Source organism: Porphyromonas pogonae (assembly GCF_036320655.1).
GTDB lineage: Bacteria > Bacteroidota > Bacteroidia > Bacteroidales > Porphyromonadaceae > Porphyromonas > Porphyromonas pogonae.
This window is the reverse complement of record NZ_CP143258.1, coordinates 1,314,411-1,337,700: the sequence shown is the minus strand read 5'-3', so window position 1 is coordinate 1,337,700 and position 23,290 is coordinate 1,314,411. Positions and strand designations below refer to the sequence as shown.

General features: G+C 39.5%; 18 protein-coding genes and 2 tRNA genes. 9 read left to right on the top strand and 11 right to left on the bottom strand.

Annotation, left to right across the window (positions count from 1 at the left end; translation table 11 throughout):
• Window positions 1-197 precede the first annotated feature (197 nt).
• Window positions 198-1,817, top strand: a complete 1,620-nt coding sequence (locus tag VYJ22_RS05160) for an ABC-F family ATP-binding cassette domain-containing protein (RefSeq protein ID WP_329905449.1) — start codon at window positions 198-200, stop codon at window positions 1,815-1,817.
• Window positions 1,818-1,957: 140 nt separating this feature from the next.
• On the opposite strand, the gene VYJ22_RS05155 is transcribed toward VYJ22_RS05160, so the two are convergent.
• The 7 genes from VYJ22_RS05155 to VYJ22_RS05125 form a co-directional block, all read right to left on the bottom strand.
• Window positions 1,958-2,935, bottom strand: a complete 978-nt coding sequence (locus VYJ22_RS05155; protein WP_329905447.1) for a calcium/sodium antiporter — start codon at window positions 2,933-2,935, stop codon at window positions 1,958-1,960.
• 72 nt (window positions 2,936-3,007) lie between these two features.
• Window positions 3,008-3,337: a transposase gene (locus tag VYJ22_RS05150; RefSeq protein WP_329905446.1), complete on the bottom strand. Its 330-nt coding sequence runs from the start codon at window positions 3,335-3,337 to the stop codon at window positions 3,008-3,010.
• Window positions 3,273-3,434: a transposase gene (locus VYJ22_RS05145; protein WP_329905444.1), complete on the bottom strand. Its 162-nt coding sequence runs from the start codon at window positions 3,432-3,434 to the stop codon at window positions 3,273-3,275. Before VYJ22_RS05145 ends, VYJ22_RS05150 begins: the two co-directional genes overlap by 65 nt.
• Window positions 3,413-3,568 (bottom strand): hypothetical protein, encoded by a 156-nt coding sequence (locus VYJ22_RS05140; RefSeq protein ID WP_329905442.1) that lies wholly within the window; start codon window positions 3,566-3,568, stop codon window positions 3,413-3,415. Before VYJ22_RS05140 ends, VYJ22_RS05145 begins: the two co-directional genes overlap by 22 nt.
• 620 nt (window positions 3,569-4,188) lie before the next feature.
• Window positions 4,189-6,615, bottom strand: coding sequence for an aspartate kinase (locus tag VYJ22_RS05135; RefSeq protein ID WP_329905441.1), 2,427 nt, complete (start codon window positions 6,613-6,615; stop codon window positions 4,189-4,191).
• 5 nt (window positions 6,616-6,620) lie between these two features.
• The gene (locus tag VYJ22_RS05130; protein ID WP_329905440.1) at window positions 6,621-7,562 is read right to left on the bottom strand and encodes an alpha/beta fold hydrolase; all 942 of its coding nucleotides are present in this window, start codon (window positions 7,560-7,562) and stop codon (window positions 6,621-6,623) included.
• A gap of 3 nt (window positions 7,563-7,565) precedes the next feature.
• Entirely contained in the window at window positions 7,566-8,849 is a 1,284-nt protein-coding gene (locus VYJ22_RS05125; protein WP_329905439.1) for an O-acetylhomoserine aminocarboxypropyltransferase/cysteine synthase family protein, read from the bottom strand.
• Between the two features lie 689 nt (window positions 8,850-9,538).
• Here VYJ22_RS05125 and aspS point away from each other — a divergent pair.
• The 8 genes from aspS (at window position 9,539) to VYJ22_RS05085 (ending at window position 19,276) form a co-directional block, all read left to right on the top strand.
• Complete coding sequence (gene aspS, locus VYJ22_RS05120; protein ID WP_329905438.1) at window positions 9,539-11,302, top strand: aspartate--tRNA ligase; 1,764 nt, start codon at window positions 9,539-9,541, stop codon at window positions 11,300-11,302.
• 227 nt (window positions 11,303-11,529) lie between these two features.
• Window positions 11,530-13,068, top strand: coding sequence for a S8 family peptidase (locus VYJ22_RS05115; RefSeq protein WP_329905437.1), 1,539 nt, complete (start codon window positions 11,530-11,532; stop codon window positions 13,066-13,068).
• Between the two features lie 236 nt (window positions 13,069-13,304).
• Entirely contained in the window at window positions 13,305-14,399 is a 1,095-nt protein-coding gene (locus tag VYJ22_RS05110) for a Nif3-like dinuclear metal center hexameric protein (protein ID WP_329905436.1), read from the top strand.
• Window positions 14,400-14,408: 9 nt separating this feature from the next.
• Window positions 14,409-15,173, top strand: coding sequence for a zinc ribbon domain-containing protein (locus VYJ22_RS05105; protein ID WP_329905435.1), 765 nt, complete (start codon window positions 14,409-14,411; stop codon window positions 15,171-15,173).
• 18 nt (window positions 15,174-15,191) lie between these two features.
• Entirely contained in the window at window positions 15,192-16,532 is a 1,341-nt protein-coding gene (gene tilS / locus VYJ22_RS05100) for a tRNA lysidine(34) synthetase TilS (protein ID WP_329905433.1), read from the top strand.
• Between the two features lie 374 nt (window positions 16,533-16,906).
• Window positions 16,907-18,925 carry a transcription termination factor Rho gene (rho, locus tag VYJ22_RS05095; protein ID WP_329905432.1) on the top strand — a complete coding sequence of 673 codons (2,019 nt, stop codon included), beginning with the start codon at window positions 16,907-16,909 and terminating at the stop codon, window positions 18,923-18,925.
• A gap of 155 nt (window positions 18,926-19,080) precedes the next feature.
• Window positions 19,081-19,154: transfer RNA gene (locus VYJ22_RS05090), tRNA-Arg, on the top strand.
• A gap of 49 nt (window positions 19,155-19,203) precedes the next feature.
• Window positions 19,204-19,276: transfer RNA gene (locus VYJ22_RS05085), tRNA-Pro, on the top strand.
• 372 nt (window positions 19,277-19,648) lie between these two features.
• Here the strand turns inward: VYJ22_RS05085 and VYJ22_RS05080 are convergent.
• The 4 genes from VYJ22_RS05080 to VYJ22_RS05065 all read right to left on the bottom strand — a co-directional run bounded on the left by VYJ22_RS05080 (window position 19,649) and on the right by VYJ22_RS05065 (window position 23,282).
• Window positions 19,649-20,557 carry an IS982 family transposase gene (locus tag VYJ22_RS05080; protein ID WP_329905397.1) on the bottom strand — a complete coding sequence of 303 codons (909 nt, stop codon included), beginning with the start codon at window positions 20,555-20,557 and terminating at the stop codon, window positions 19,649-19,651.
• A gap of 480 nt (window positions 20,558-21,037) precedes the next feature.
• On the bottom strand, window positions 21,038-21,316 hold the full coding sequence (locus tag VYJ22_RS05075) for an encapsulin-associated ferritin-like protein (protein ID WP_329905430.1): 279 nt from the start codon (window positions 21,314-21,316) through the stop codon (window positions 21,038-21,040).
• An 86-nt stretch (window positions 21,317-21,402) separates the two neighbouring features.
• Entirely contained in the window at window positions 21,403-22,716 is a 1,314-nt protein-coding gene (locus tag VYJ22_RS05070) for an outer membrane beta-barrel protein (protein ID WP_329905429.1), read from the bottom strand.
• Between the two features lie 11 nt (window positions 22,717-22,727).
• A complete protein-coding gene (locus tag VYJ22_RS05065; protein ID WP_329905428.1) occupies window positions 22,728-23,282 on the bottom strand; it encodes an RNA polymerase sigma factor in 555 nt (184 codons plus the stop codon).
• Between the last annotated feature and the right edge of the window lie 8 nt (window positions 23,283-23,290).

The following is a 23,290-nucleotide window of genomic DNA, read 5'->3' as shown; positions in this document are numbered from 1 at the left end:
AATATAATTAATTATTTATAATAATACAGACCTTTGCATTCTTATTTTAATAAATAGATTTAAGTCGCCACTCTTTTATAAATTTACAATCAAATATACTCCCAAGCTCCTTATCCTTGATATTGTAGGTTATTTGGGGAGGTGAGGGGATTTGACTAACTTTGTGTACTTTTTCTGATTAATATCCAAAATTATATATGATAGCAGTTAATGATTTGAGTGTGCAGTTTGGTAAGCGCATACTTTTTCAAGATGTCAATCTGAAGTTTACCCCCGGTAATTGTTATGGTATCATCGGAGCCAACGGTGCCGGCAAATCTACACTCTTGCGTGTGATTAGCGGTCAGCTCGACGCTACAAAGGGAACAGTGATGCAAGGTCCGGGAGAACGCTTGTCAGTCCTCAGTCAGGATCACTTTGCTTTCGATGAATATACTGTACTGGATACAGTGCTTATGGGACATACAGTGCTTTGGGGCATCATGGAAGAAAAAAATGCCCTATATGCCAAACCGGACTTCAATGATGAAGACGGAAACAGAGTCGCAGAGCTGGAAGATAAATTTGCAGAGATGGAAGGCTGGAATGCCGAAAGTGATGCTGCAACGTTACTCAGTGGCTTGGGCATAAAAGAAAATGTACATTACACACTCATGAAAGACCTTAGTGGTAAAGAGAAAGTGCGTGTACTCCTTGCTCGAGCGCTCTTTGGTAAGCCGGATAATCTGCTTCTCGATGAGCCTACCAATGACCTTGACCTGGAAACGGTTTCGTGGCTCGAAAACTATCTGTCTGAGTGTGAACAAACAGTATTGGTAGTAAGTCACGACCGACACTTCCTTGATTCTGTATGTACCCATACAGTAGACATTGACTTTGGTAAAGTACAACAGTTTGCCGGGAACTATAGCTTTTGGTACGAATCTAGCCAGCTAGCTCTACGCCAACAACAGCAACAAAACAAAAAAGCTGAAGAGAAGCGTAAAGAACTTGAAGAGTTTATCCGACGCTTTAGTGCTAATGTCGCAAAAAGTAAGCAAACTACAAGTCGTAAAAAGATGCTTGAGAAACTCAATGTAGAAGAGATCGCCCCCAGTAGCCGACGTTACCCGGGCATCATATTCTCTCCAGATCGTGATCCGGGCAATAAAATTTTAGAAGTTAAAGGTCTCACTGCAAAAGCTGAAGATGGCTCATTGCTATTTAAAGATCTTAACTTCAATGTCGAAAAAGACGATAAGATTATCTTCATCAGCCGTGATCCGCGAGCTATGACTGCTTTTTTCCAGATCATAAATGATGAGGAAAAGCCAGAATCAGGATCATTCGAGTGGGGGCAAACCATCACAATGGCATACCTCCCTCTTGACAATAGCAGTTACTTCAATACTGACATGAACCTTGTAGAGTGGCTTTCGCAGTTTGCAGCCGATACCAATGATGTATACCTCAAAGGATTCCTTGGGCGTATGCTTTTCAGTGGAGAAGAAATCCTCAAAAGTGCGTCTGTTCTTTCGGGAGGAGAGAAGATGCGTTGCATGATCTCACGTATGATGCTCAAGAATGCCAACTGCCTTGTATTGGATAGCCCAACTAACCACTTGGACTTAGAGTCAATACAAGCTTTCAACAATACGCTCAAAGGATTTAAGGGTAATATATTATTTTCAAGTCATGACCATGAGTTTATACAGACGGTAGCCAACCGTATTATAGAGCTTACCCCCAATGGCATCATTGACAAGATAATGGACTATGATGACTATATCACAGATCCTACTGTAGCAGAGCTAAAAGCGAAGTATTACGGAGCATAATTTATTTCATATAAAAAGAGACCCGAAATCCGTCTGATGGATTTCGGGTCTCTTTTTATATGAAATAAACTTCAAAAGAATCAGTAGTGAACTTCACATGAAATATCCTTTCCAATCCCTATGTTTTTGGGGAGGGGGCGTTAGCCCTGATAAATCAAGAAAGAAGTATAAGCTATCATGCAAAGAGTAAGTACGAGTCCTTCTCCTCGAGTAATAGTCTTCTTTCCAAAAAACAAAGCAAAAATACAAAGCATAACTGCTGAAATCATCAGGACAATATAGTCTATCATACCTATCCCTGAGGGTCTAATTGGTGTTATGGTGGAAGAAACTCCTAAAATAAAGAATATATTGAAGATATTACTACCTACTACATTACCCACTGCAATATCCGGTTGCTTCTTCAGGGCAGCAGCTATACTGGTTGCAAGTTCCGGAAGAGAAGTACCCATAGCCACAATAGTAAGGCCAATCAAACTCTGGCTCACGCCAAAACTCAGTGCTATTCCTGAAGCGCCTTTTACAAAAGCATCTCCCCCAAAAATAAGAGCACCTAAGCCACCCAGAAACATGAGAATAGATAACCATGTTGCATACACTTTTATATCGCTAAATTCTTGATCCTCTTCTTTAGAAGATGGTTTTTGTTTTTTCGAAATAGCAAAAGTATATGCCAAGAAAATTATAAAAAATGCCAAAAGCACTATACCATCTCCTCTTGATAGAATGTTCATTGTTTGACCACTGATAGTGATATCCATAGCCATCACAAAGAGAACTACCGAAGCTAGTATTACTAAGGGTATTTCTACTTTTACGGTACTTATACTTATTTTCAACGGAGTGATCATGGCTGTGATACCAAGTATCATGAATATATTGAATATATTACTACCGATCACATTGCCTATAGCAATATCAGGATTACCCTTCAATGCAGAAATACAACTTACAGCAAGCTCCGGCATGGATGTTCCAAAAGCCACAATAGTAAGCCCTATTACCAATGGGGATATACCCCACTTACGAGCCATAGAAACAGCCCCTTCTGTGAGGAAATGGGCTCCGCCAACAATAAATGCCATGCCCAATAGGAGGTAAATGATGTTTAGTATCATCTCAGTTTTTTAGTAATTCAACATTCTTATATTATACAAATTTGCAAAAAAAATTAAGAAGCTGTTTTGAAATTATTCAATAATTCTGTTAAGCATGATTTGAATGAATGCGAGCTGCACCATTGCTTCTGCTGTATCCGCTTTAAATTCGTAATCCATCGTAAGTCGTCTGAAATTCTCAAGCCATGAGAAAGACCTTTCCACCATCCGGCGTTTAGGTAATACCTGAAACTTTGAAGGACATTGGTCTGATCTAAGCACTATTTCCAGCACCCATCCAAATTTATCTTTTACCCGGTCTTTAAGGCTTCCATGATAGCCTACATCTGCCAGAATCTTAGTTAGACGTGGAAACTTTGCTTTTTTGCTTTTCAATGGCTTGCGGTGCTCCTTTACTATCATGAATATTGGCTTCGTGGACAGCAACAGCCATCGGAAGTCCCATATTATCAACGATAATATGTTCCTTTCTCCCCTTTATTTTCTTGTTTCCGTCCATTCCTCGACCTGAGTCGACATGATGAGAGGTCTTCCCACGCTTCGGGAATCTATAATCCCCATACCAGGGCTTTCTGAACGTCCGAGAGCTTTGCCAACACGCGCATGTAAGGATGACATGAGTTCCTCTATCACACCTTCTAATTATTTCCTCCCATAAAAACTTACTTCATTCATTTCAAAACAGCTTCTTAATTCTCTCTGAGATGAATGACCAAATCAATGTTTATAAATGGTGAATCCAATCTTTGAGAATGACAAGGCCAATCTTTGAGAATGATGCGATCAATCTTTGAAGATGGAAACATCAATATTTGCATCGAAAAAACAAAGCATTCAATTGGTAAAAAATAACATTCTTTTGCGGTAATCATATTCACATTGAAAAGACAACGCTTGCATCCATCATTTAATATATATGTTCTTTCATTGTTGGTCTGCGCGTAAGTCGCAAACATAACCATGTGACAGAACATATATTTTCTTTTTAGATGCTTCAATGTATTACACACATGTTATTTCCTCCCATAAAAACTTACTTCATTCATTTCAAAACAGCTTCTAAGACCACAAACATCAAGAAACACCTGCATTATTATTAACCTGTTTTTAGCCGGATCTCTCAATTCTTAGTTTTATGTCCAATCTATGAGATGAATTACAGAAGACTAAAGAGAATATAAACAGGATATATATTTTAATAGCTTTATTATTGCGTATATCACCTGATCTAGTCATATACCATAAAAGTTTAATCATTGGTACCTTTCAGCAAGTCTAAGCACATCTCCGAAAACCCCTCTGGCAGTAACTTTGGCTCCTGCGCCAGCCCCTTGAATAACAATAGGGCTAGAGCCATAACTTTCTGTATAAATTTCAAAACAACTGTCAGCTCCTCTCACCATCCCCAAAGGACTATCTCGAGGTATTTTTCTTAAACCCGCTTTTAGTAAGGCTTGCTGAGTATTGTCATCCCAAACTACTTCTCCCACATATCGCATCACTTCTTCGTCGCTACAAGAATTTCTAAAAGCCTCTATAAATTGTTCGAACTCTGCAAATCGTTCTTGAAACTCTATTGCAGTCAGGGAGCGTAAAGCTTTCGGAACAAGATTTTCCACGTCCACATCACAAAGTTCACAAGGAACATCAAGTTCACGTACCAAAATAAGCACCTTACGTGCGACATCATTCCCACTTAAGTCTTCTCTGGGATCAGGTTCTGTGTATCCCCTATGTATAGATTCTTGCAAGGCTTCTCTTACCGACAGATTCTTATTTTCACTCAACGAATTGAATATAAAACTTAAACTACCTGAAAATAATCCATAAATACGAGTAATACGTTCTCCTGCAAGATGCAAAAGCTTCAAATTGTCAATAAGAGGTAATCCTGCCCCAACATTAGTCTCATATCTGTAGGTTTTACGTTTGTTTTTGAGTACTGTTCTGAGGGCTTGGTACTCGATCCATGGTAACGTATTAGCTCTTTTGTTTGAAGAAACGATGTCAAAACCATTTGAGGCAAAGGTCTCATATTGAATAGCAATTTCGGGGGAAGCTGTATTGTCTATCACTATCATATTTTCTAAATAATGCTTCTTCCCGAAGTCAATAATACTCCCGGCAATATCGGATGTTGGAGGCATACGTTCTTTTTGAGTCGACCAATCATATCCAATGCCATCTTCCGATAATAATAACTTTTGAGAATTGGCTACAGCAAATATTTTAAGATCAATGTTCTTTCTCTTGCGTATAAGACTACGTTGAGCAAGTACTTGATCAATGAATTCCTTTCCCACAGCACCGTGTCCAATTACGGCAAGATGTACAGCTTTGGTTCGGTCGAATATCTCTCCATGTATTACATTCATAGCTTTTGAAATCTCCTCCGAACGGACTAGAAGGCATAAAGTATTTCCGGGAATAGCATTATTGAGAAGGATTGGTATGATTTGGTTTGTTACAAGAGCCTTATATGGACGATCAAATTCGGCTAAATTAAGTCCTACGATAGCTAATACAGACAACCCTTTTTCCGCATAAATAACCGAGATAAGCCCTTGGCGGATATCCTCCAGAAATTCTTCTGCCAAAGATTTTACCGCATTATCAGCATCGCTTTCGTTCACAACAATGGCAATGCCTCTTTCGGATGAACCTTGCGAGACAAGGCTTGCACTTATTTTTCTTTTACCGAAAGCACCAAATATACGAGCATCTATACCGGCACGACCGAGCATATTTTTCCCTTCAAAATGAATGAGAGCTTTATGAGACAATGATGCCAATGCACGCACAGACCTGTCTTGGGGTCGGGATGAGATGAGGGTTCCGGTATTGGTAGTAGCACAAACAAAAGTATTCAGCACACGTAAAGGAATATCCTTTCTTTGCAATGGTTCTATGGTTTTGATATGCAGAATGTCTGCTCCAAACTGAGAAAGCTCTGCCGCATCAGAATACGACAACTCCTCTATTTTTTTAGCATCTTTTACCACTGAGGGATTAGCAGTGTAAATACCATCGACATGAGTATAATTTTCCAAAATTGATGCATTGAGAAAATTGGCAACAAGCGCTGCTGTATAATTACTCCCGTTGCGTCCTAAGGTGGTGCGATTTCCGGCATGACTACGGGCTATAAAGCCTGTGATGATGGGAATAAGATGAACTGATAATGACTCAAAAAAAGAAATTGTTTGTAGCTCGGATGCTTTAATATCCACATCGGCATTACCATAATTACTATTGGTTATGATCAAATCTCCTGCATCCACAGCTATCGCTGGATAGCCTTTCTGAATCAATTCATGAGTTATGAATTTGGATGAGATTATTTCACCAAAGCTTACAATTTCGTCTTTTGTCTTTGAACTGCATTCATGCAATAGTCTTATACCTCTAAGTAGATCTTCAATCCGATCAAACTCGGCACAAAGATCTACCGTAGATTCCGCTTGCTGATGTGTAATGAAAGAATCTAACTCATCCTCATATGCCCGATCACTTACTGCCAAATCAACAAGATGCAACAGTCGGTCTGTAGCATCGCCACGTGCAGATACTATTATTGTAGGTTGTTTGCCTTGGTTATAATTATCTAATATTATCCCCAACACTTTATGGAGACCAACTCCATTATCAAGAGATTTACCTCCAAATTTCAATACTCTCATCGTTATCAGAATAATGGTTTTATAATGTTACCCAATTGTTGATATTCCATCAAAAAAGCATCATGTCCATGAATGGACTTGATTGTGTTCAATGTAACGTTAGCTTTGCTAAGGCTCAAGGTCTGAAAAGTGGCAAGCGCACGATCATGCGTAAATAATAAGTCGGTATCAATAGAAATCATATGTATATCAGACTGTATGATATCGAGCGTAGAAGCATCATCACATACGAATATAGTAGCAGTAAGGAAGGTCATGACTTTGTAAGCTGAGAGGTTGAATCTTTTTTGGAGCGTATCTCCATGATACTCCAACCAGTCCTCTACATCATATTTTTCAGCATCACGGTTTTTGAGTAATCCAAATCTCTCATTGAGAGAAGTCGGAGTCCTATAACACAGCATTGCATGCATGCGAGCATCTTTCAAGGGATTATAGGAATGCTCAAGAATACTCTTCTGAATCCAAGTCTGAGCAATAAGCCAGTCGCTAGCTTTGTAATCGCAGGCAATGGGAAGAATACGTTGTGCCAAGGTTGGAGCAAGAAAAGCCATCTGCCAGGTAAGTGAACCGCCCATGGACGCCCCCATTATCGCATATACTTTATTGATACTAAGAGCATTCAACGCTTGTATAAAAAGCCGTGCTACATCGTACAGGGTGAACTCTTCAAAATCATCGCTTTCTCTACCATCGTAAGCATTGCCGGGAATATTAAAAGCCAATATGCTGTATTTACGTGTATCAACAGGTTTATTTTCCCCTATGAGATTCCCCCACCAACCGTCATCACCGGCAACAGAAGAATTACCTGTAAGAGCATGATTGACTATAACAATAGGTGCTTTGCTAAGCGACTGTCCTGCCAATTCATAACTTAGTGTAATTACCGAATATTCTTTGCCCTTTTCAGACAAAAAATTATTAATAGATATATATCTGAGCATAACTTATGGTTGATTACTAGCGCTAACTATGAGGGCTTGATCCAAATCGGATTTCAAATCCTCCACATCTTCTAATCCCACAGACAATCGTATAAGATCAGGAGTAACTCCGGCTTGACGTTGTTGTTCTTCGGTAAGTTGCCGATGGGTAGTGCTTGAAGGATGAATAAGTAATGATTTGGTGTCTCCCAAATTAGCCACAAGGCTAAATATATGAGTAGAGTCAGCGACTTTCTTAGCTGATTCATAGCCTCCTTTAGGTCCAAAAGTTAATAATCCACCAAATCCATCTCTGAGATATTGAGAACAGACCTTATAATACGGACTTAGAGTCAACCCCGGATAATTGACCCACTTTACCAAAGGATGATTATATAACCATTGGGCAATATTCATAGCATTCTCACTTACTCTTTTGAGACGTACGTCCAATGTTTCCAAACCTTGTATTATCTGAAAAGAATTTGCCGGACTTATGGTGCTACCCAAATCACGGAGTCCTTCGACCCTTGCACGTACAATGAAGGCCGCTTTATTAAACACTTCCCAATAAACAAGTCCATGATAACCAGGACTTGGCTCTGTGAAATCAGGGAAATTTCCATTCGCCCAATTGAACTTCCCACTGTCAATAATTGCTCCCCCCAAAGCAGTGCCATTACCACAAATATATTTGGTGAGCGAATGGATTACGATATCCGCTCCGTATTCGATCGGTTTCAATAAACCCGGAGTGATAGTATTATCCACAATAAGTGGTATAAAGTGACTATGAGCGATATGAGACAGCTTTCCGATATCTGCAAAATTGAGTTTGGGATTTCCAAGAGCTTCTGTATAGATTAACTTCGTGTCAGGGGTAATAGCTCTCTCAAATGCTTCCATATCATCCGGATCGACAAATGTAGTATTGATACCAAAACGGGGAAGTGCAACACTAAAAAGATTGAAAGTTCCACCGTATATACTCGAAGAAGATACTATATGATCACCTGCGTTGAGAAGTGTTAGTATAGTAGTAGCTATAGCACTCATACCACTAGCTGTAGCCACACAGCCTATTCCACCCTCTATTGCAGCTAATCGCTGCTCAAGGATATCAGTAGTAGGATTGTTGAGTCGTGTGTAAATATATCCTGGTTCAGTAAGATCAAAGACAGCTGCTGCATGATCTGAATCTCTGAACTGATAGGCAGAGCCTTGAAATAAGGGAACACTGGTGGCTCCATTGTAGTGAGTAGGATTGAACCCCACATGAAGTGCTTGAGTTTTTCTGTTCGTAGACATTCCTTTTTGATTTTATATTGAATAAGTATTGTAAGTCATAATAAAAAAGTCCCTCCGCAATACTATTGCCGGAGGGACTTTTAATAAGAATTTACATTCTGTTATGGCAATAGTGGTGGAGACAGACACATCATCATGTCCATCATCATTGCCATCATCATTACTATTGTTATAAAATGTATCATTAGTTTGTATTGCTCGTTAGTAAAAAGGGCGCTGCAATCAAATGTGAATTGCAACGCCCTTTTATTTTCTGTTATAAATAACTATATACATAAAGGCACTGCTACGAATGGCATTCGCATCATCACAGACATCATCATGTACATTTTCTTAATCATCGTTTGTTTTATCATTCTTATTGTTGATTTACAAATATAATAATATATCTGAAAAATAGCCTTATCAAAAAAATAAATAACCTTATAATCTAAATATGTAATGAAGTATAAGTATTGATGGAAGAATAAATAACGTACTATTAAGAAGTGTATGTATAACAAATCAGAAGGCATGTCTTTATGATCAATCATTCCAATTTGAGATTCAATCCTTAACACCAAATTAATGGCAATTGAGGTATAATAAGTTAAGATCGTAACGTTGAGGGTTCATTATCTTATTATTTGTAATATAATTAAGCTAATTTGAGTATTTTTGCAATCAAAGAACAAAACAAACTTTATTGTATGTACAGAACTAATACGTGTGGTGAGCTACGCATATCTCATGTGGGAGACTGCGTAACGCTTGCGGGATGGGTACAGAAAGTACGCCGTATGGGCGGAATGACCTTTGTAGATTTGAGAGATCGCTATGGTATCACTCAACTTGTTTTCAGTGGAGAGCGTGTAGATCAAAGCATTGCGAAAGAAGCGCAACATCTTGGTCGTGAGTTTGTAATCCAGATAGAAGGTATAGTATCAGAGCGTTCAAATAAAAATGCCAATATTCCTACCGGAGACATCGAAATAGAAGTTAAGGCTCTAAAGGTGCTCAATAAATCAGAAGTTCCGCCTTTTACTATCGAAGAAGATACGGATGGAGGCGATGATTTGAGGATGAAGTATCGCTATCTCGACCTTAGACGTAGCAATGTGCGTGCAAATCTCGAACTTCGTCATAAATTTGCTCTAGAAGTGCGCCGTTATCTTGATAGTAAAGGCTTTCTTGAAGTAGAGACACCAATGCTAATCAAGTCAACCCCGGAAGGCGCAAGAGATTTTGTAGTACCATCCAGAATGAACCCAAATCAGTTCTATGCACTACCCCAGTCTCCCCAAACTTTCAAGCAACTGTTGATGGTAAGCGGATTTGACCGCTATTTTCAGATAGTTAAATGTTTTAGAGACGAAGACCTTCGAGCAGACAGGCAGCCTGAGTTTACACAGATTGACTGTGAGATGAGCTTTGTGGAACAAGAAGATGTGCTCACTATGTTTGAAGGAATGACCAAGCATTTGTTCAAAGAGGTTCGCGGTGTTGACATTGAAACTCCATTCCTTCGTATGTCGTGGCATGATGCAATGAAATACTATGGCTGTGACAAACCTGACCTTCGTTTTGGGATGCCGTTTGTTGAAGTCATGGATGTAATGCAAGGACATGGCTTCAGCGTATTCGACTCCGCAACCTATATAGGTGGTATATGTGCTAAATCAGCTGCATCATATACTCGTAAACAACTGGATGCCCTTACTGATTTTGTAAAGCGCCCTCAAATAGGAGCTAAAGGATTGGTATATGCACGTGTAGAAGCCGATGGGTCTGTAAAAAGCAGTGTGGACAAATTTTACTCACAGGAAATACTTAAGAAACTTGCCGAAAGAATGCAAGCGGAAGCGGGTGACCTTATTTTACTGATGAGTGGTGATGATGTGATGCGTACACGTAAGCAACTCTGTGAATTGAGACTAGAGATGGGGAATCAATTGGGATTGAGAGATAAAAATACATTTTCCTGTCTTTGGGTAGTAGATTTCCCATTGTTTGAATGGGACGATGAAACCAAACGTTTCTATGCTATGCATCACCCCTTTACATCACCCAAACCCGAAGATATCCCTCTTCTGGATACCAAACCGGGGGAAGTGAGAGCCAATGCGTATGACATGGTAATCAATGGAGTAGAAGTAGGTGGAGGTTCTATCAGAATCCATGATAGCGGATTACAACAAAAAATGTTTGAATTACTAGGATTTACTCCTGAAAAAGCGCAAGAGCAATTTGGATTTCTCATGAATGCATTCAGATACGGAGCACCTCCTCACGGTGGGTTGGCTTATGGATTAGATCGCTGGGTATCACTTTTTGCAGGGCTGGATAGTATTCGTGATTGTATTGCTTTCCCGAAAAACAACGCAGGACGTGATGTGATGATTGATGCTCCTTCATTGATTGATAATGAACAGCTAGAAGAATTATACCTCACGCTTAAGCCTGTGCAAGAGTAATTATTTCTCTTTAGGGATTTATACTTAGCAACAAACTCTATTTACCCGAAGATCGCAGTATATTAAGACAACACTGATCTTCGGGTAACGATTATATAATAGACTTGTTTTATACTCCTTTTTAATATCTTCCTCATATCGAATAGGAATATAAGGACAAATATTAATTAGCTTTTTTATATTCAATTATAATCGAAACCTGTACTAATCTTTAATAAATATACAAAATGAAAACAAAATTTATTTTCTTTATTTTTTGCGCCATACTATTTGGCTGCACCAATAACCAAAGACTAGAAGAAGAGAATGGAATGGAAACGGGATCAATCCTTTCTCACAAAGAAATCAACGACCTCATAAAGAAACGAATAAAAGAGACCGGGCAATTCGCATGGAATAAGGAAAGCGTTGACGTTGTATGGAGTGCCTTGGTTTGTGGCGACAGCATTCTCAGTGTTGGTTACGGAAGTTCACCGGTCGAAGATGGGCATAATCTCCGGGCCGTAAATAGGGATGAACTTTATCAATTACTTGAGATAGCGCCAGATAAAGCTTACGATCCCATAAAACTTAAGTCTCAATCAATGAGAGTAGGTTTTATTGACGAAGACACTGTTTTGAATGTTGTAGATATTAAAGTGGCAAGCAAAGAAAAACTTGCAGAACTGCTTGCTGATAAAAGATTGCGTTATATAGAACCCACAGGTTATAGATTTTTCTCTGAAGACGAACTCATTGGGCAAGAAAATGAGAATAAATCTTCTTCAGATCCCGGAAATTCATCGGGCTGTGGGTATAGTGATGACAAAATTGCTGAAGCCGACTACATATTGGTGGCACCCGGAGCAAAAGTCCCATGGAACTTCTATATCCATAGAATTCCTGAAGCATGGAAATTCAGCACAGGTGCTGGCATCACACTTGCAATAGTAGATACGGGTATCTCTCCTGAACAAGAACTGCTCAATAAATCATTCAACGAGGGCTATTCTCAAGGACGCTATATCGAGAAACATGGTGTATATGTAAATAGTTGGTTGCCATCATCATCTACCAATTACGACGGAGTGGATGATAAATGTGGACATGGAACCAAAATGGCTTCAGCAGCTACGGCTCCCCGGAATGATCATCATCTACCCGTGGGTATTGCATATAATGCAAACCTTGTGATGTATAGAGCTGTAAAAAATGTGGTGATCGATGGTTATAATGAACAAAACGGAGTAGCCAGGGCACTCAAAGAACTTGCCGATAATAAGGATGTGAAGATTATATCAATGTCGTTGGGACATATCATGAAGCTAAATAAAGTTGCTGATGCTATTAAATATGCTTACAGTAAAGGTAAAATTATTTTTGCAGCCGGAGGAACTTCTACTTCATGGACTAGTTGGGCTGGCGTGATATTTCCGGCAAACATGAAGGAGACATTTGCCGTAACAGGAGTTAAAGAAGGAGAAGAAATTCGGTGTGATATTTGTCACTCAGGTAGTCTTATTGATTTTACTGTAACTATGGAAAGAAAGGGAAGTAAGAACAATGTCCCCGTATTGAGCTATTACAATAATAAAGCCAGTTATGTAGGAGGGTCATCTGTAGCTACTGCTTCCATGGCTGGTATTACAGCTCTTGTATGGGCTCGTCATCCTGAATGGACAAGAGAGCAAGTCATTAATAAATTGATAGAATCTTCCCAATATTCTAAAAACAGAAGTAATCAATTTGGTTATGGCAATGTCGATGTTCTAAAAGCAGTGCAGTAGTAACTGATTATAGATGTATTATAAGGTATTAAGTTTGCAATATTTTATGATGAAAATCAAGGGAAAATTATTGGATAAATAAGCTTTCCGATCTTTTATCAAAAAACAAACTTAATTACCTTTGTATAAGCATTCATGAGGGACGTTTTTTTTATTAAGCTAATCTCATTGTTTATACAGTATGTGTATGACTATGCTACTATTAGATTATAAACTTAACAAATCCACAAATCATTATGATTATAAAAGAAATACTATCCCATCTGGAGTCATGCTTGCCGCTTGCCCTGCAAGAATCATATGATAATTGTGGCATACAGATTGGTGACCCCATGCAAGAAGCATCGGGAGCACTACTTTGCGTGGATATTACAGAAGAAGTATTACAAGAAGCTGTAAGCAAAGGGTGTAATTTGGTTATTGCCCATCACCCGTTGCTTTTCAAAGGTCTTAAAAGTATAACCGGTAAAACTTACATAGAAAGATGTGTGCTTTTTGCCATCAAGCAAGGATTAGTGATTTATTCCGCTCACACCAATGCTGACAATGCTCTCGGAGGTCTAAACTATGTATTGGCAGACCTTTTCGGGCTGAATAAAGTCACAGCCTTACAACCCATAAAAAACACATTGATAAAGCTAGTTACATATGTACCCGAAACACACGCAGAAGATCTAAGAAAAGCATTGTGGGATATAGGTGCGGGGCATATTGGAGGCTATGACTGTTGTAGCTATAATGTGCATGGTGAAGGTACATTCCGTGCCGGAGATGGCACCAATCCGTTTATGGGAATTCAAGGTAAGCTGCATACGGAAAAAGAGGTATGTGTATCTCTTATTATGCCCAGCTATCTGCAACCTCTTGCTCTAGCTACGTTGTTAGAGAATCATCCTTATGAAGAACCGGCTTATGATATCATTTCACTTTGCAATGAATGGGACGGAGCAGGCACAGGCATAGTAGGTGAACTTGAGAGTGAGGAGGATGCCCTGAAATTTATTCATCATATCAAACATATTTTTCAAGCGGAAAGAGTTTGTTATTCGACTTTGCCCCATAAAAAAGTAAAACGAGTAGCGATTTGTGGTGGAGCCGGAGGTTCTTTTCTTAGTGCAGCTAAAAGAGCAAAAGCGGATGTTTATATTACAGGAGAAGCAAAATACAATGACTTTTTTGATGCAGAATGTAAGCCTACCCTAGTAACTGTGGGACATTACGAGAGTGAAATATTTGCAACAAAGTTATTCAATAAGATTATTTCAGATAAATTCCATAACTTTGCAATTCATATAAGTCAAATTAATTCCAATCCGGTTAATTACCTATAATAATATAGTATGGCAAAAGAAATAGTAAAATCAGAGCAGGAACAAACAGTTGAAGAGAAACTGATTGCTTTGGGACGCCTCCAGGAAACCCTCTCCAAGATAGACAAAATCAAAACTCTCCGTGGTGAATTACCATTGGAGGTACAAGATTTGGAGGATGAGATTGCAGGGTTGGAGACTCGCTTGTCCAACTATGCTGCCGAGAGCAAGGCTCAGACTCAAGCTGCATCTGATGAAAAGACCAAAAGTGCCAATGCTAAAAGCTTGATCGAAAAATATAATAGTCAGTTGGATCATGTAAAGAACAACAGGGAATACGATAACCTCAAAAAGGAGATCGAATTTCAGGACTTGGAGATCAAACTTTCCGAAAAGAAGATCAAGGAGTACAACGAAGAGGTTGCTCAGCGCAAACAAAGAATGGAAGAGCTCAAAGAACGAATGGACGGTCGTGCTTTGGATTTGTCTGCAAAGAAAACAGAATTGGACAGTATTGTATCTGAGACTAAGCAAGAGGAAGAAAAACTTCGTGTTGAGGCCAAATCTCTTGAAGAAAGCATCGAACCCCGCTTGCTCAATGCTTTCAAACGTATTCGCAAAGGGGCTCGCAACGGTATGGCTGTAGTGCCTGTTGAGCGTGATGCTTGTGGCGGTTGCTTCAATAAGATTCCACCCCAAAAGCAATTGGACGTGAAATTGCACAAGAAGGTTATCGTCTGTGAATATTGCGGTCGTATCATGATCGATCCGGAGCTTTTTGAAAATGCAAAATAAATCTTAAAAACGTATTTTATGGATACTTTTCTCGAGAAAGTAAGAAATACTATTTTAAGGGAAAAGTTGATTGTTGATCATCATAGCAATATCATCATTGCCATCAGTGGAGGTGCAGATTCTGTAGCCCTGCTGATGGCTCTTCGATTGTTAGGGTACAATGTTATAGCAGCACATTGCAACTTCAACTTGCGGGGAGTAGAAAGTAAACGGGATGAAGATTTTGTAAGAGAGCTCTGCTCACGCGAAAATATTACATGCAGAGTAAAATCATTTGATACGTCAGAATACGCTGCAAATAAAAAAATATCCATAGAGATAGCTGCACGCGAACTACGCTATAGCTGGTTCAGGGCATTGAGAGAGGAGCTCAGGTGTGATTATATAGCGGTAGCTCATCATGCCGATGACAATGTGGAAACCCTATTGCTGAATCTCTCTTTTGGAACCGGGATAAGAGGGCTTAGTGGCATGCCTTATAAAAGAGATGATGGAATAATAAGGCCTTTATTAGATGTGTCCCGAGCTGAGATTATCACCTTCATTGAGAGCAATTTTTGGGAATACGTAAATGATAGTTCCAATGCAGAGAATGTATATCGACGCAATATTATTCGTAATCGTATCATTCCATTGTTAAACGAGCTCAATCCGTCTTTTCTAGCAGCCGGAGCGAAAACTATTCAAAACTTACGAGGAGCCGAGGCTTTTTTTGATGAAACCATTGCATCGTATCGCAATCAGGTATTTCAGGATAATATTATTAATGTAACTGATCTTTTGAGATCACCATCTCCTCAAACCTTATTATATGAATGCCTCAGAATATATGGGTTCAACCGCACCCAGGTATTCAATATTCTTGAAAGCATCAATAATAAATCCGGAGGCATATTTTTAGCTGATCCATACCGACTTTCATGCCACAGGGATCAACTTATTCTTTCATGCCAAAGTAGTGATAATAACGAAGAAATGTTTTTGGAAATAGAAGACATACTCAATACTCCATACTTTGAATCACTGCTTATTCCATGTGACCTTTCAGTATCACTGAGGACAGACAAAAATACGGCTCTCTTTGATTATGATGCTCTGCAAGGTAAACATTTGACTATCCGTACCCGGCGAGAAGCCGACAAAATAGCTCCCTTTGGCATCAGAGGCAATAAGAAGGTAAGTAAAGTATATAAAGACCTTCATATGAGTATTGATGAACGAAAGGTGCAACCTATCCTTTGTGTAGACAACGAACCGGTTTGGATCATAGGCATTATGGCAGGGCGCAATTACGGTATTACAGCATCGACCAAACGTATGCTAAAACTAACAGTTAAAGACACTTTCAAAAGTTATTGAGGATTAAATACCCGCTTTATAGCAATCCATTTGTTAAAAAGATAGTTTAAGCATGATCCAATTATAACTTTCGTTACAATAAATTTGAGGAATAGAAGTATTTGTTATATATTTGTTGCGTTGATGTGCTCAATAAATATATCAGCGGTGGTTTCCCGTATATGTGTAAGATATATAAATTATCTCCATTATATCATTCGGCACAATCTATTATTATAATAAAAACAAATTTCAATTTGAATTTAAATACACTATAAATGATTTTAATTCGTTTATGTGTTATAATGCTTTCTGTGACATCATTAGATTCCATATCTAATCCTTTTTCATACTATTTGTAAACTAAGACAATCATAATTATTTCATCATAAAATATGCAGAAATATAATATCTCAGAGCTTAATGATAAGACCGTAGATGAACTTAAAACATTAGCTTCGGAGCTGGGCGTAAAAGGAGTCAGCACCAAACAAGACCTTATTTATGCCATTTTGGACGAGCAAGCTGTTACAATGGCCGGTGCTCAAATGGAGAAGCAAAAGGAAAAGGACGAAAAACGGAGTGAAAGAAGAAAGCCGGGAAGACCTAAAAAAACCGCAGTAAAAAAGAACACTGCTAAGGAAGGCGAAAAAGAGAATACAGAGGTATCTCCAAAAGCACCTGAATCAAAACAACCGGAAGTAGCAACTCCAGCCAAAGAGACTAAGTCAAACGAGACTAGTGCTACTAAGAAGAAAGGTAGGCCTACAAAAGCTGACAATACAAATAGAAGTAAAGAAAAAGCTCCAGTAACAGCCGAGACCTCGAAAGAAGAACCCATCGCGGAAAAACAAAAAGAAACTATTCCGGAAGACTTATTTGCCGAAGTATCTGCCAAAGAAGAAAAAGAGGTTAAGTCTAAAGAAGTACAAAAGCCAGAGGCTCAACCTCTGAAAATGGTACAAAAGATCGAGGAAGTTACTCCGGAGTCCAATAATAAGCCGGCTGAACCCGCTACACAGACCCAGTCAGATAGTGATAAAGATGTTTCATCATCAGCATCTGCTGCATCCGGCGAACCTATGAGAATGGTGTTTAGACACAAAAACAGTAATTCCGTTTTAGATCAAGTACTACCTTTCTCTTCCACACCCAACCAACCAACCACACCAGCACCCGCCAAGAAAAGCCCTACCCCCAAACAGCAACAACCTGCAGTAAAAAACATCAAACCACAAACTGAAGTTGCTCCCGTGAAGCCTGTCTTAGAAACGACTTATGACTTCACCGGCATTCTTGAGTGTTCTGGTGTTTTAGAAATCATGCCTGACGGCTACGGTTTCCTTCGTTCATCAGATTACAATTATCTCTCATCACCTGACGATGTATACGTATCTCCACAACAGATCAAGCAACTTGGACTGAGAACTGGCGATGTGGTTGAAGGCACAATAAGACCTCCGAGAGAGGGAGAGAAATATTTTCCGTTTGTAGCACTAACCAGTGTCAACGGACGCTCTCAGGAAGAGATTAGAGATAGAATTCCTTTCGATCATCTCACACCTTTGTTTCCTGAAGAGAAATTCCGCTTGGAATCACCTAATGTTGCTTCCGTGCACGACAAGACAGCTGTGAGAATAGTAGATATGTTCTCTCCTATCGGGAAAGGACAAAGGGGGCTCATCGTAGCCCAACCGAAGACCGGTAAAACTATGCTCCTCAAAGATATTGCAAATGCCATTGCAGCCAATCACCCTGAAGTATATATGATAGTACTTCTGATTGATGAGCGCCCCGAAGAGGTAACGGATATGGCGAGAAGTGTAAATGCAGAGGTTATAGCATCCACTTTTGACGAACCGGCAGAGCGCCATGTAAAGATTGCAGATATTGTACTCAACAAAGCCAAGCGTATGGTTGAGTGTGGTCATGATGTAGTCATCCTGCTCGACTCTATCACACGTCTTGCCCGTGCTTACAATACAGTACAACCGGCCTCGGGCAAAGTCCTCTCGGGTGGTGTGGATGCCAACGCCCTCCAGAAACCTAAAAGATTTTTCGGAGCTGCGCGTAATATTGAAAACGGAGGCAGCCTTACCATTCTTGCCACGGCACTACAAGAGACAGGGTCCAAAATGGATGATGTGATCTTCGAAGAGTTCAAAGGCACAGGTAATATGGAACTACAACTTGATCGCCGTTTGGCAAACAAAAGAATCTATCCGGCTGTGGATATTGTATCCAGTAGCACTAGACGTGATGATCTTCTTTTGGATGATACTACGCTTAATAGGATGTGGATCTTGCGTAAATATCTCTCGGACATGAACCCTATTGAGGCTATGGAGCACGTAAGACAACATCTCGAGAATACCTCCACAAACATGGAATTTCTGGCATCAATGAATAGCTAAAAGCATTATTGGCAATTAACGCCACATGCTACGATCATCAAATGCGTTTTTTATTGAGTTGTATCTGTAAAAAACGCATTTTTTATTGCAATTTATTTATCAAACATTTGGGATGAGACAAAAAAAACTCTACCTTTGCGCCATGAATAAAGGATGGTCGGGTAGCTCAGCTGGATAGAGCAATAGCCTTCTAAGCTATCGGTCCTGGGTTCGAATCCCAGCCCGATCACTATCACTTCAAACAGAGTATCTCTTATAGATTCTCTGTTTATCTCTTTCGGGATGTAGCACAGTTGGTAGCGCGCCACGTTCGGGACGTGGAGGTCGGAAGTTCGAGTCTTCTCATCCCGACACATTATTGGCATAAGCACAATGTCTATAACTCCTACTCATCGTGATAAGAGCTAGGCAATCATCAGAATTATTAAATTAATCGACTATCCAACAGTTAGAAAACTGTTAGTTAGTCGATTATTTTTTGTACTGATAGCTGAAGGATTAAAACTCATTGTACAAACCTTAGAATGTAAGGAACTGATTAAAGACTCGATAATTCTGTTGATAGAGCAAATGATTCTTAATCATTGGGCATAAGTTCTGATCTGAATATGTCTACTAAAAAATATACTGCAATACATCAATTACACGCAGCTCCTTTCAGAAGACTTTAGACTCGCGGTCAAAGAAATAAGAAAATCTTTATTCTACTAACGTGAGTTCGGTCTAAGCGTGATGTACTAAGTGGGTTGATGGATTGTGTATGATTTCTAGGTTTAATTCCGGCTTTTTGGGTAGCAGATTGTAGGCAATTATGCCGGCAATCAAATTAATGGCGAAATTATTGACGCTTCTGTGTCGTGTATGCTCTATTTGACAAACGTTTTTGAGTAGGTCATTAACGGTTTCCACAAGTGCTCTTTTTCTGAGTAATATCCTATCATACAGGCTCATCAGAGTGTTTTTCATGTTTTTCTTTATCTTCGTAATCATGTGTATGTCGTCAATGAAGAGCTTATCGAAAAGACTTTGTGAGATGTATCCTCTGTCGCCAACAAGTTTGCCGAATAGTTTCTTCGTGAAGGTTCCGCCTTTAAGTGGAGCACGGTCATCCGTATTCCCCGGTGTGATTTGATATTGAATGATTTCACCCCGGTCGTTAATCACAATATGTAGTTTGAAACCATAGAACCATCCCATACTGCATTTGCCCTTTTGGGCCCATCCTTTCATGGTCTTATGCCCGTGTGCCCGCTTGATATGGCAGGTGCGTAAAGGTGTGGAATCAATGAATGAGATACCGGTGCATTCGCCCAGACAACACATATTGAGAAATGAAATTAGTTTGAATGCCACCTTGCTTTGTAATTCCACAAAACGATTGTAAGAGACCAACGAAGGAAAATCCGAATGACATTGTTGCGTAATATATTGAAGATAAAAGGACTTAAAATCGCGATACCTCGAATGATGGAAAAGAATCAGAATAGTCATGATTTCAGCATCGGACATCCTAAACTTGCGATTTCTTCGCTTTTTGTTTCCTTCGCAAAGGGTTCTTTGCTGAATCAAGGTATCGAAAAGTTTGGAAAAATCATCGGTAAGACAGAAAATTTCAACTATATTTGTTTTCATAAAGTGGTGTTTTGTTTGTTTATATCTTATTGATTGTCAACTACTAAGATACAAATAATTCACCACTTTTGCAATGAAACACATAAGAAATTACACTGATTTACAACACTTTGTAAACTCTATTATTCCTATTATCCCTTATATCGAACTCACGTTCTACTAGAGACTGTTGCAAAAGTCAACAGTCTTGTGGATTTTGGAGGCAAAGCCGACAAAAGACTCTTTGACCGGGCTGAGAGGGTAAAGTGCAAGGCGCTAAGAGTGAGTGCACAGGGAGTTTACTTCAGGTAAATGACCAAGCGCGAATCTCGCAAGCAACGAAGCAATTGGCCTGCTATGCAACGGTCTCTACTAATAAAACAGACTTCCGCTGAATATCATAGAAAGATTAGCAATTAGTTATCATACAGATATGTAAATAGAAAAAGGAGAAAATGTCTAATGAGACATATTCTCCTTTAAATTATATGGAAATAAAGATCAATCGTGTATTTCACCTTCTGTAAATAGGAACTTCTTGAGATGCTCGTCCCAACCTTCCATATTTCTGCGGAGCCACTCCAACGTCATACAAGCATGCTCCATCTCTTCTTCCATATTATGCTTGAGTATCTTTTTGAGAGAGCTGTCTTGCTCCACTTCTACTCTTTGATTGTACCAGTCTACAGCTTCGATCTCCTCTTTTAAGCTTGTCAAAGCTCTCAATCTGCTACGTCCTTTTTGACTAATCTCTTCCGCGGGCTCGTGATAATCATTCATATCTTTTACTGTTTAAATGAATATAATAGTGATAATTTATCAACACATGTCAAGAGATGAATGTTCAACCATCAAGAAACCCCTGATCAGAAAGTAAATCTAATACCGCCTTTGATCCCCAATTGAAGAGGATTTTCCGTACGTATGGTGCGAATAGGAGTATCATCTTTGAAATAATATGATGCCGTAGGTTGTATATAGATTCCCATATACCTGCTGAGACGATATTCTCCTCCCAATCCTACATGTAAAGATGGCTGGAAATTAGTGAGTTTGAATGTATCATCACCAAACTTAGCAGATACGCATTTCTCTATCATGATGCCACCTGTTACATCTGTACGGAAACGATGATTCTTATAAAAAGTCCAACTCACATTTACAGGCACACCGATATAATGCAGTGTTTGTTTCACATTGCTCGCTTTTTCACGTATCTTCACATCACTATTAAGAAGAGTGTAGATAATACCCGTTTCTATTCCTATATTCGCGCCCAATTCTTTTCTTACAGATATACCGACCTGTACGGGTAGCTTATGATCTATCCTTTCTATCTCCTCACTCTCATATGGAACTCTGGACAGGGAATAAGCTGATATAGCCGGCATCCTATCACTCATTACCTCTACAGCCGGCGGGTTTGATCTGGTGTATGCAAAATAGTCGTATGATGACCCTAACGAAATATTACCCGTAGAACCGGAACCGGCTGATGCTACAGCCAAAGAAACGTTCCATGCACCGGAAGCTGTTGTTTTCCCCATACTGCTATGCTCTGCCATTATAGGCTCTCGTGTCCGTTCCGGTTCAGGCCCCACATTTGTCTTCTTTTTCAAATGGGGCTCAGGCTCAGCACCTGATTTATCAAGACTATTGATGGTTGCATATTCTTTTGACGAAGCCATAGTATCATCGCCCATATCTTGCGGATGTAGGGTTTGAGAAAAAGCTTCCGATGACCTCTCCCTTGTTATTAAAAAACTATCCAGGTTGTTAGATACTCGAGTAGAAGCCTCGGAAGCTTTTGAATTTCCCATATTACTAGCTATAAGTTCAGCAGATGAGGGGGAAGGTATCGAAGGGAATGTGGTTTGAGGAGTTACATGAGGAAGTGTGCCTGACTCAGGAGATACAGGATTAGAAAGATCGGCTCTGTCAACCTGTGGCTCGTCTTTATGCCCACCCAAAGGCACAAAAAGGATGAGCAAAGCTACAGCTGCAGCCAATGGCACCGCAAAGAAGAATACCCTTCGGCTCATAGAGACATGCGGTGCAGTGCTTGCCTTTGCATCGAGATCCTTTCTGATAAGATCCCATCCATTCAAAGGAGGCTCAACCTCATAACCATCAAGTTTATCCTTGAGTGAGTTAATCCATTTATCTTCTTTCAAATCCATAGAATCCATTGTTATCTGTCATGTTCCTTCAACCAACCATTCACTTTCTTTGCCAATAAAGTCTTAGCTCTAAAATACTGTGAGGTCGATGTTTTTTCTTTAATTCCTAATAAGTCCGCTATTTCTTTGTGCGATTTTTCTTCAAAAACAAAGAGATTAAATACTGTTTTGTATCCCATAGGCAATTGATTGATAAGCTCAAGCAATACCTGCATCGGTATTTTCTCAATCTCGTCTTCATCCACATCCTCGTTCTCATCTTCTTCTTTGATTGTCTCGGGTGATATGATCAGATATTCTTTTTTCTTTCTGATATAGCTCAGCACCTCATTGACCATTACTTTCTCCAGCCATGCTCGTAATGAGCCCTCCCCTCGCCATGTAAACTTCACAATAGAGTTATAGATATGCAAGAACCCATCGTGCAGAAGATCCTCTGCCTCTTGGCGATCTCCCACATAGCGCATGCAAATCTTGAACAGCCTGCCGGCGTATGTGCAATACAACTGTTGCTGGGCAGCTCTATTACCAACTTTACATAAGTCCGTCAATTCTTCCTCTGTCATATTCACTC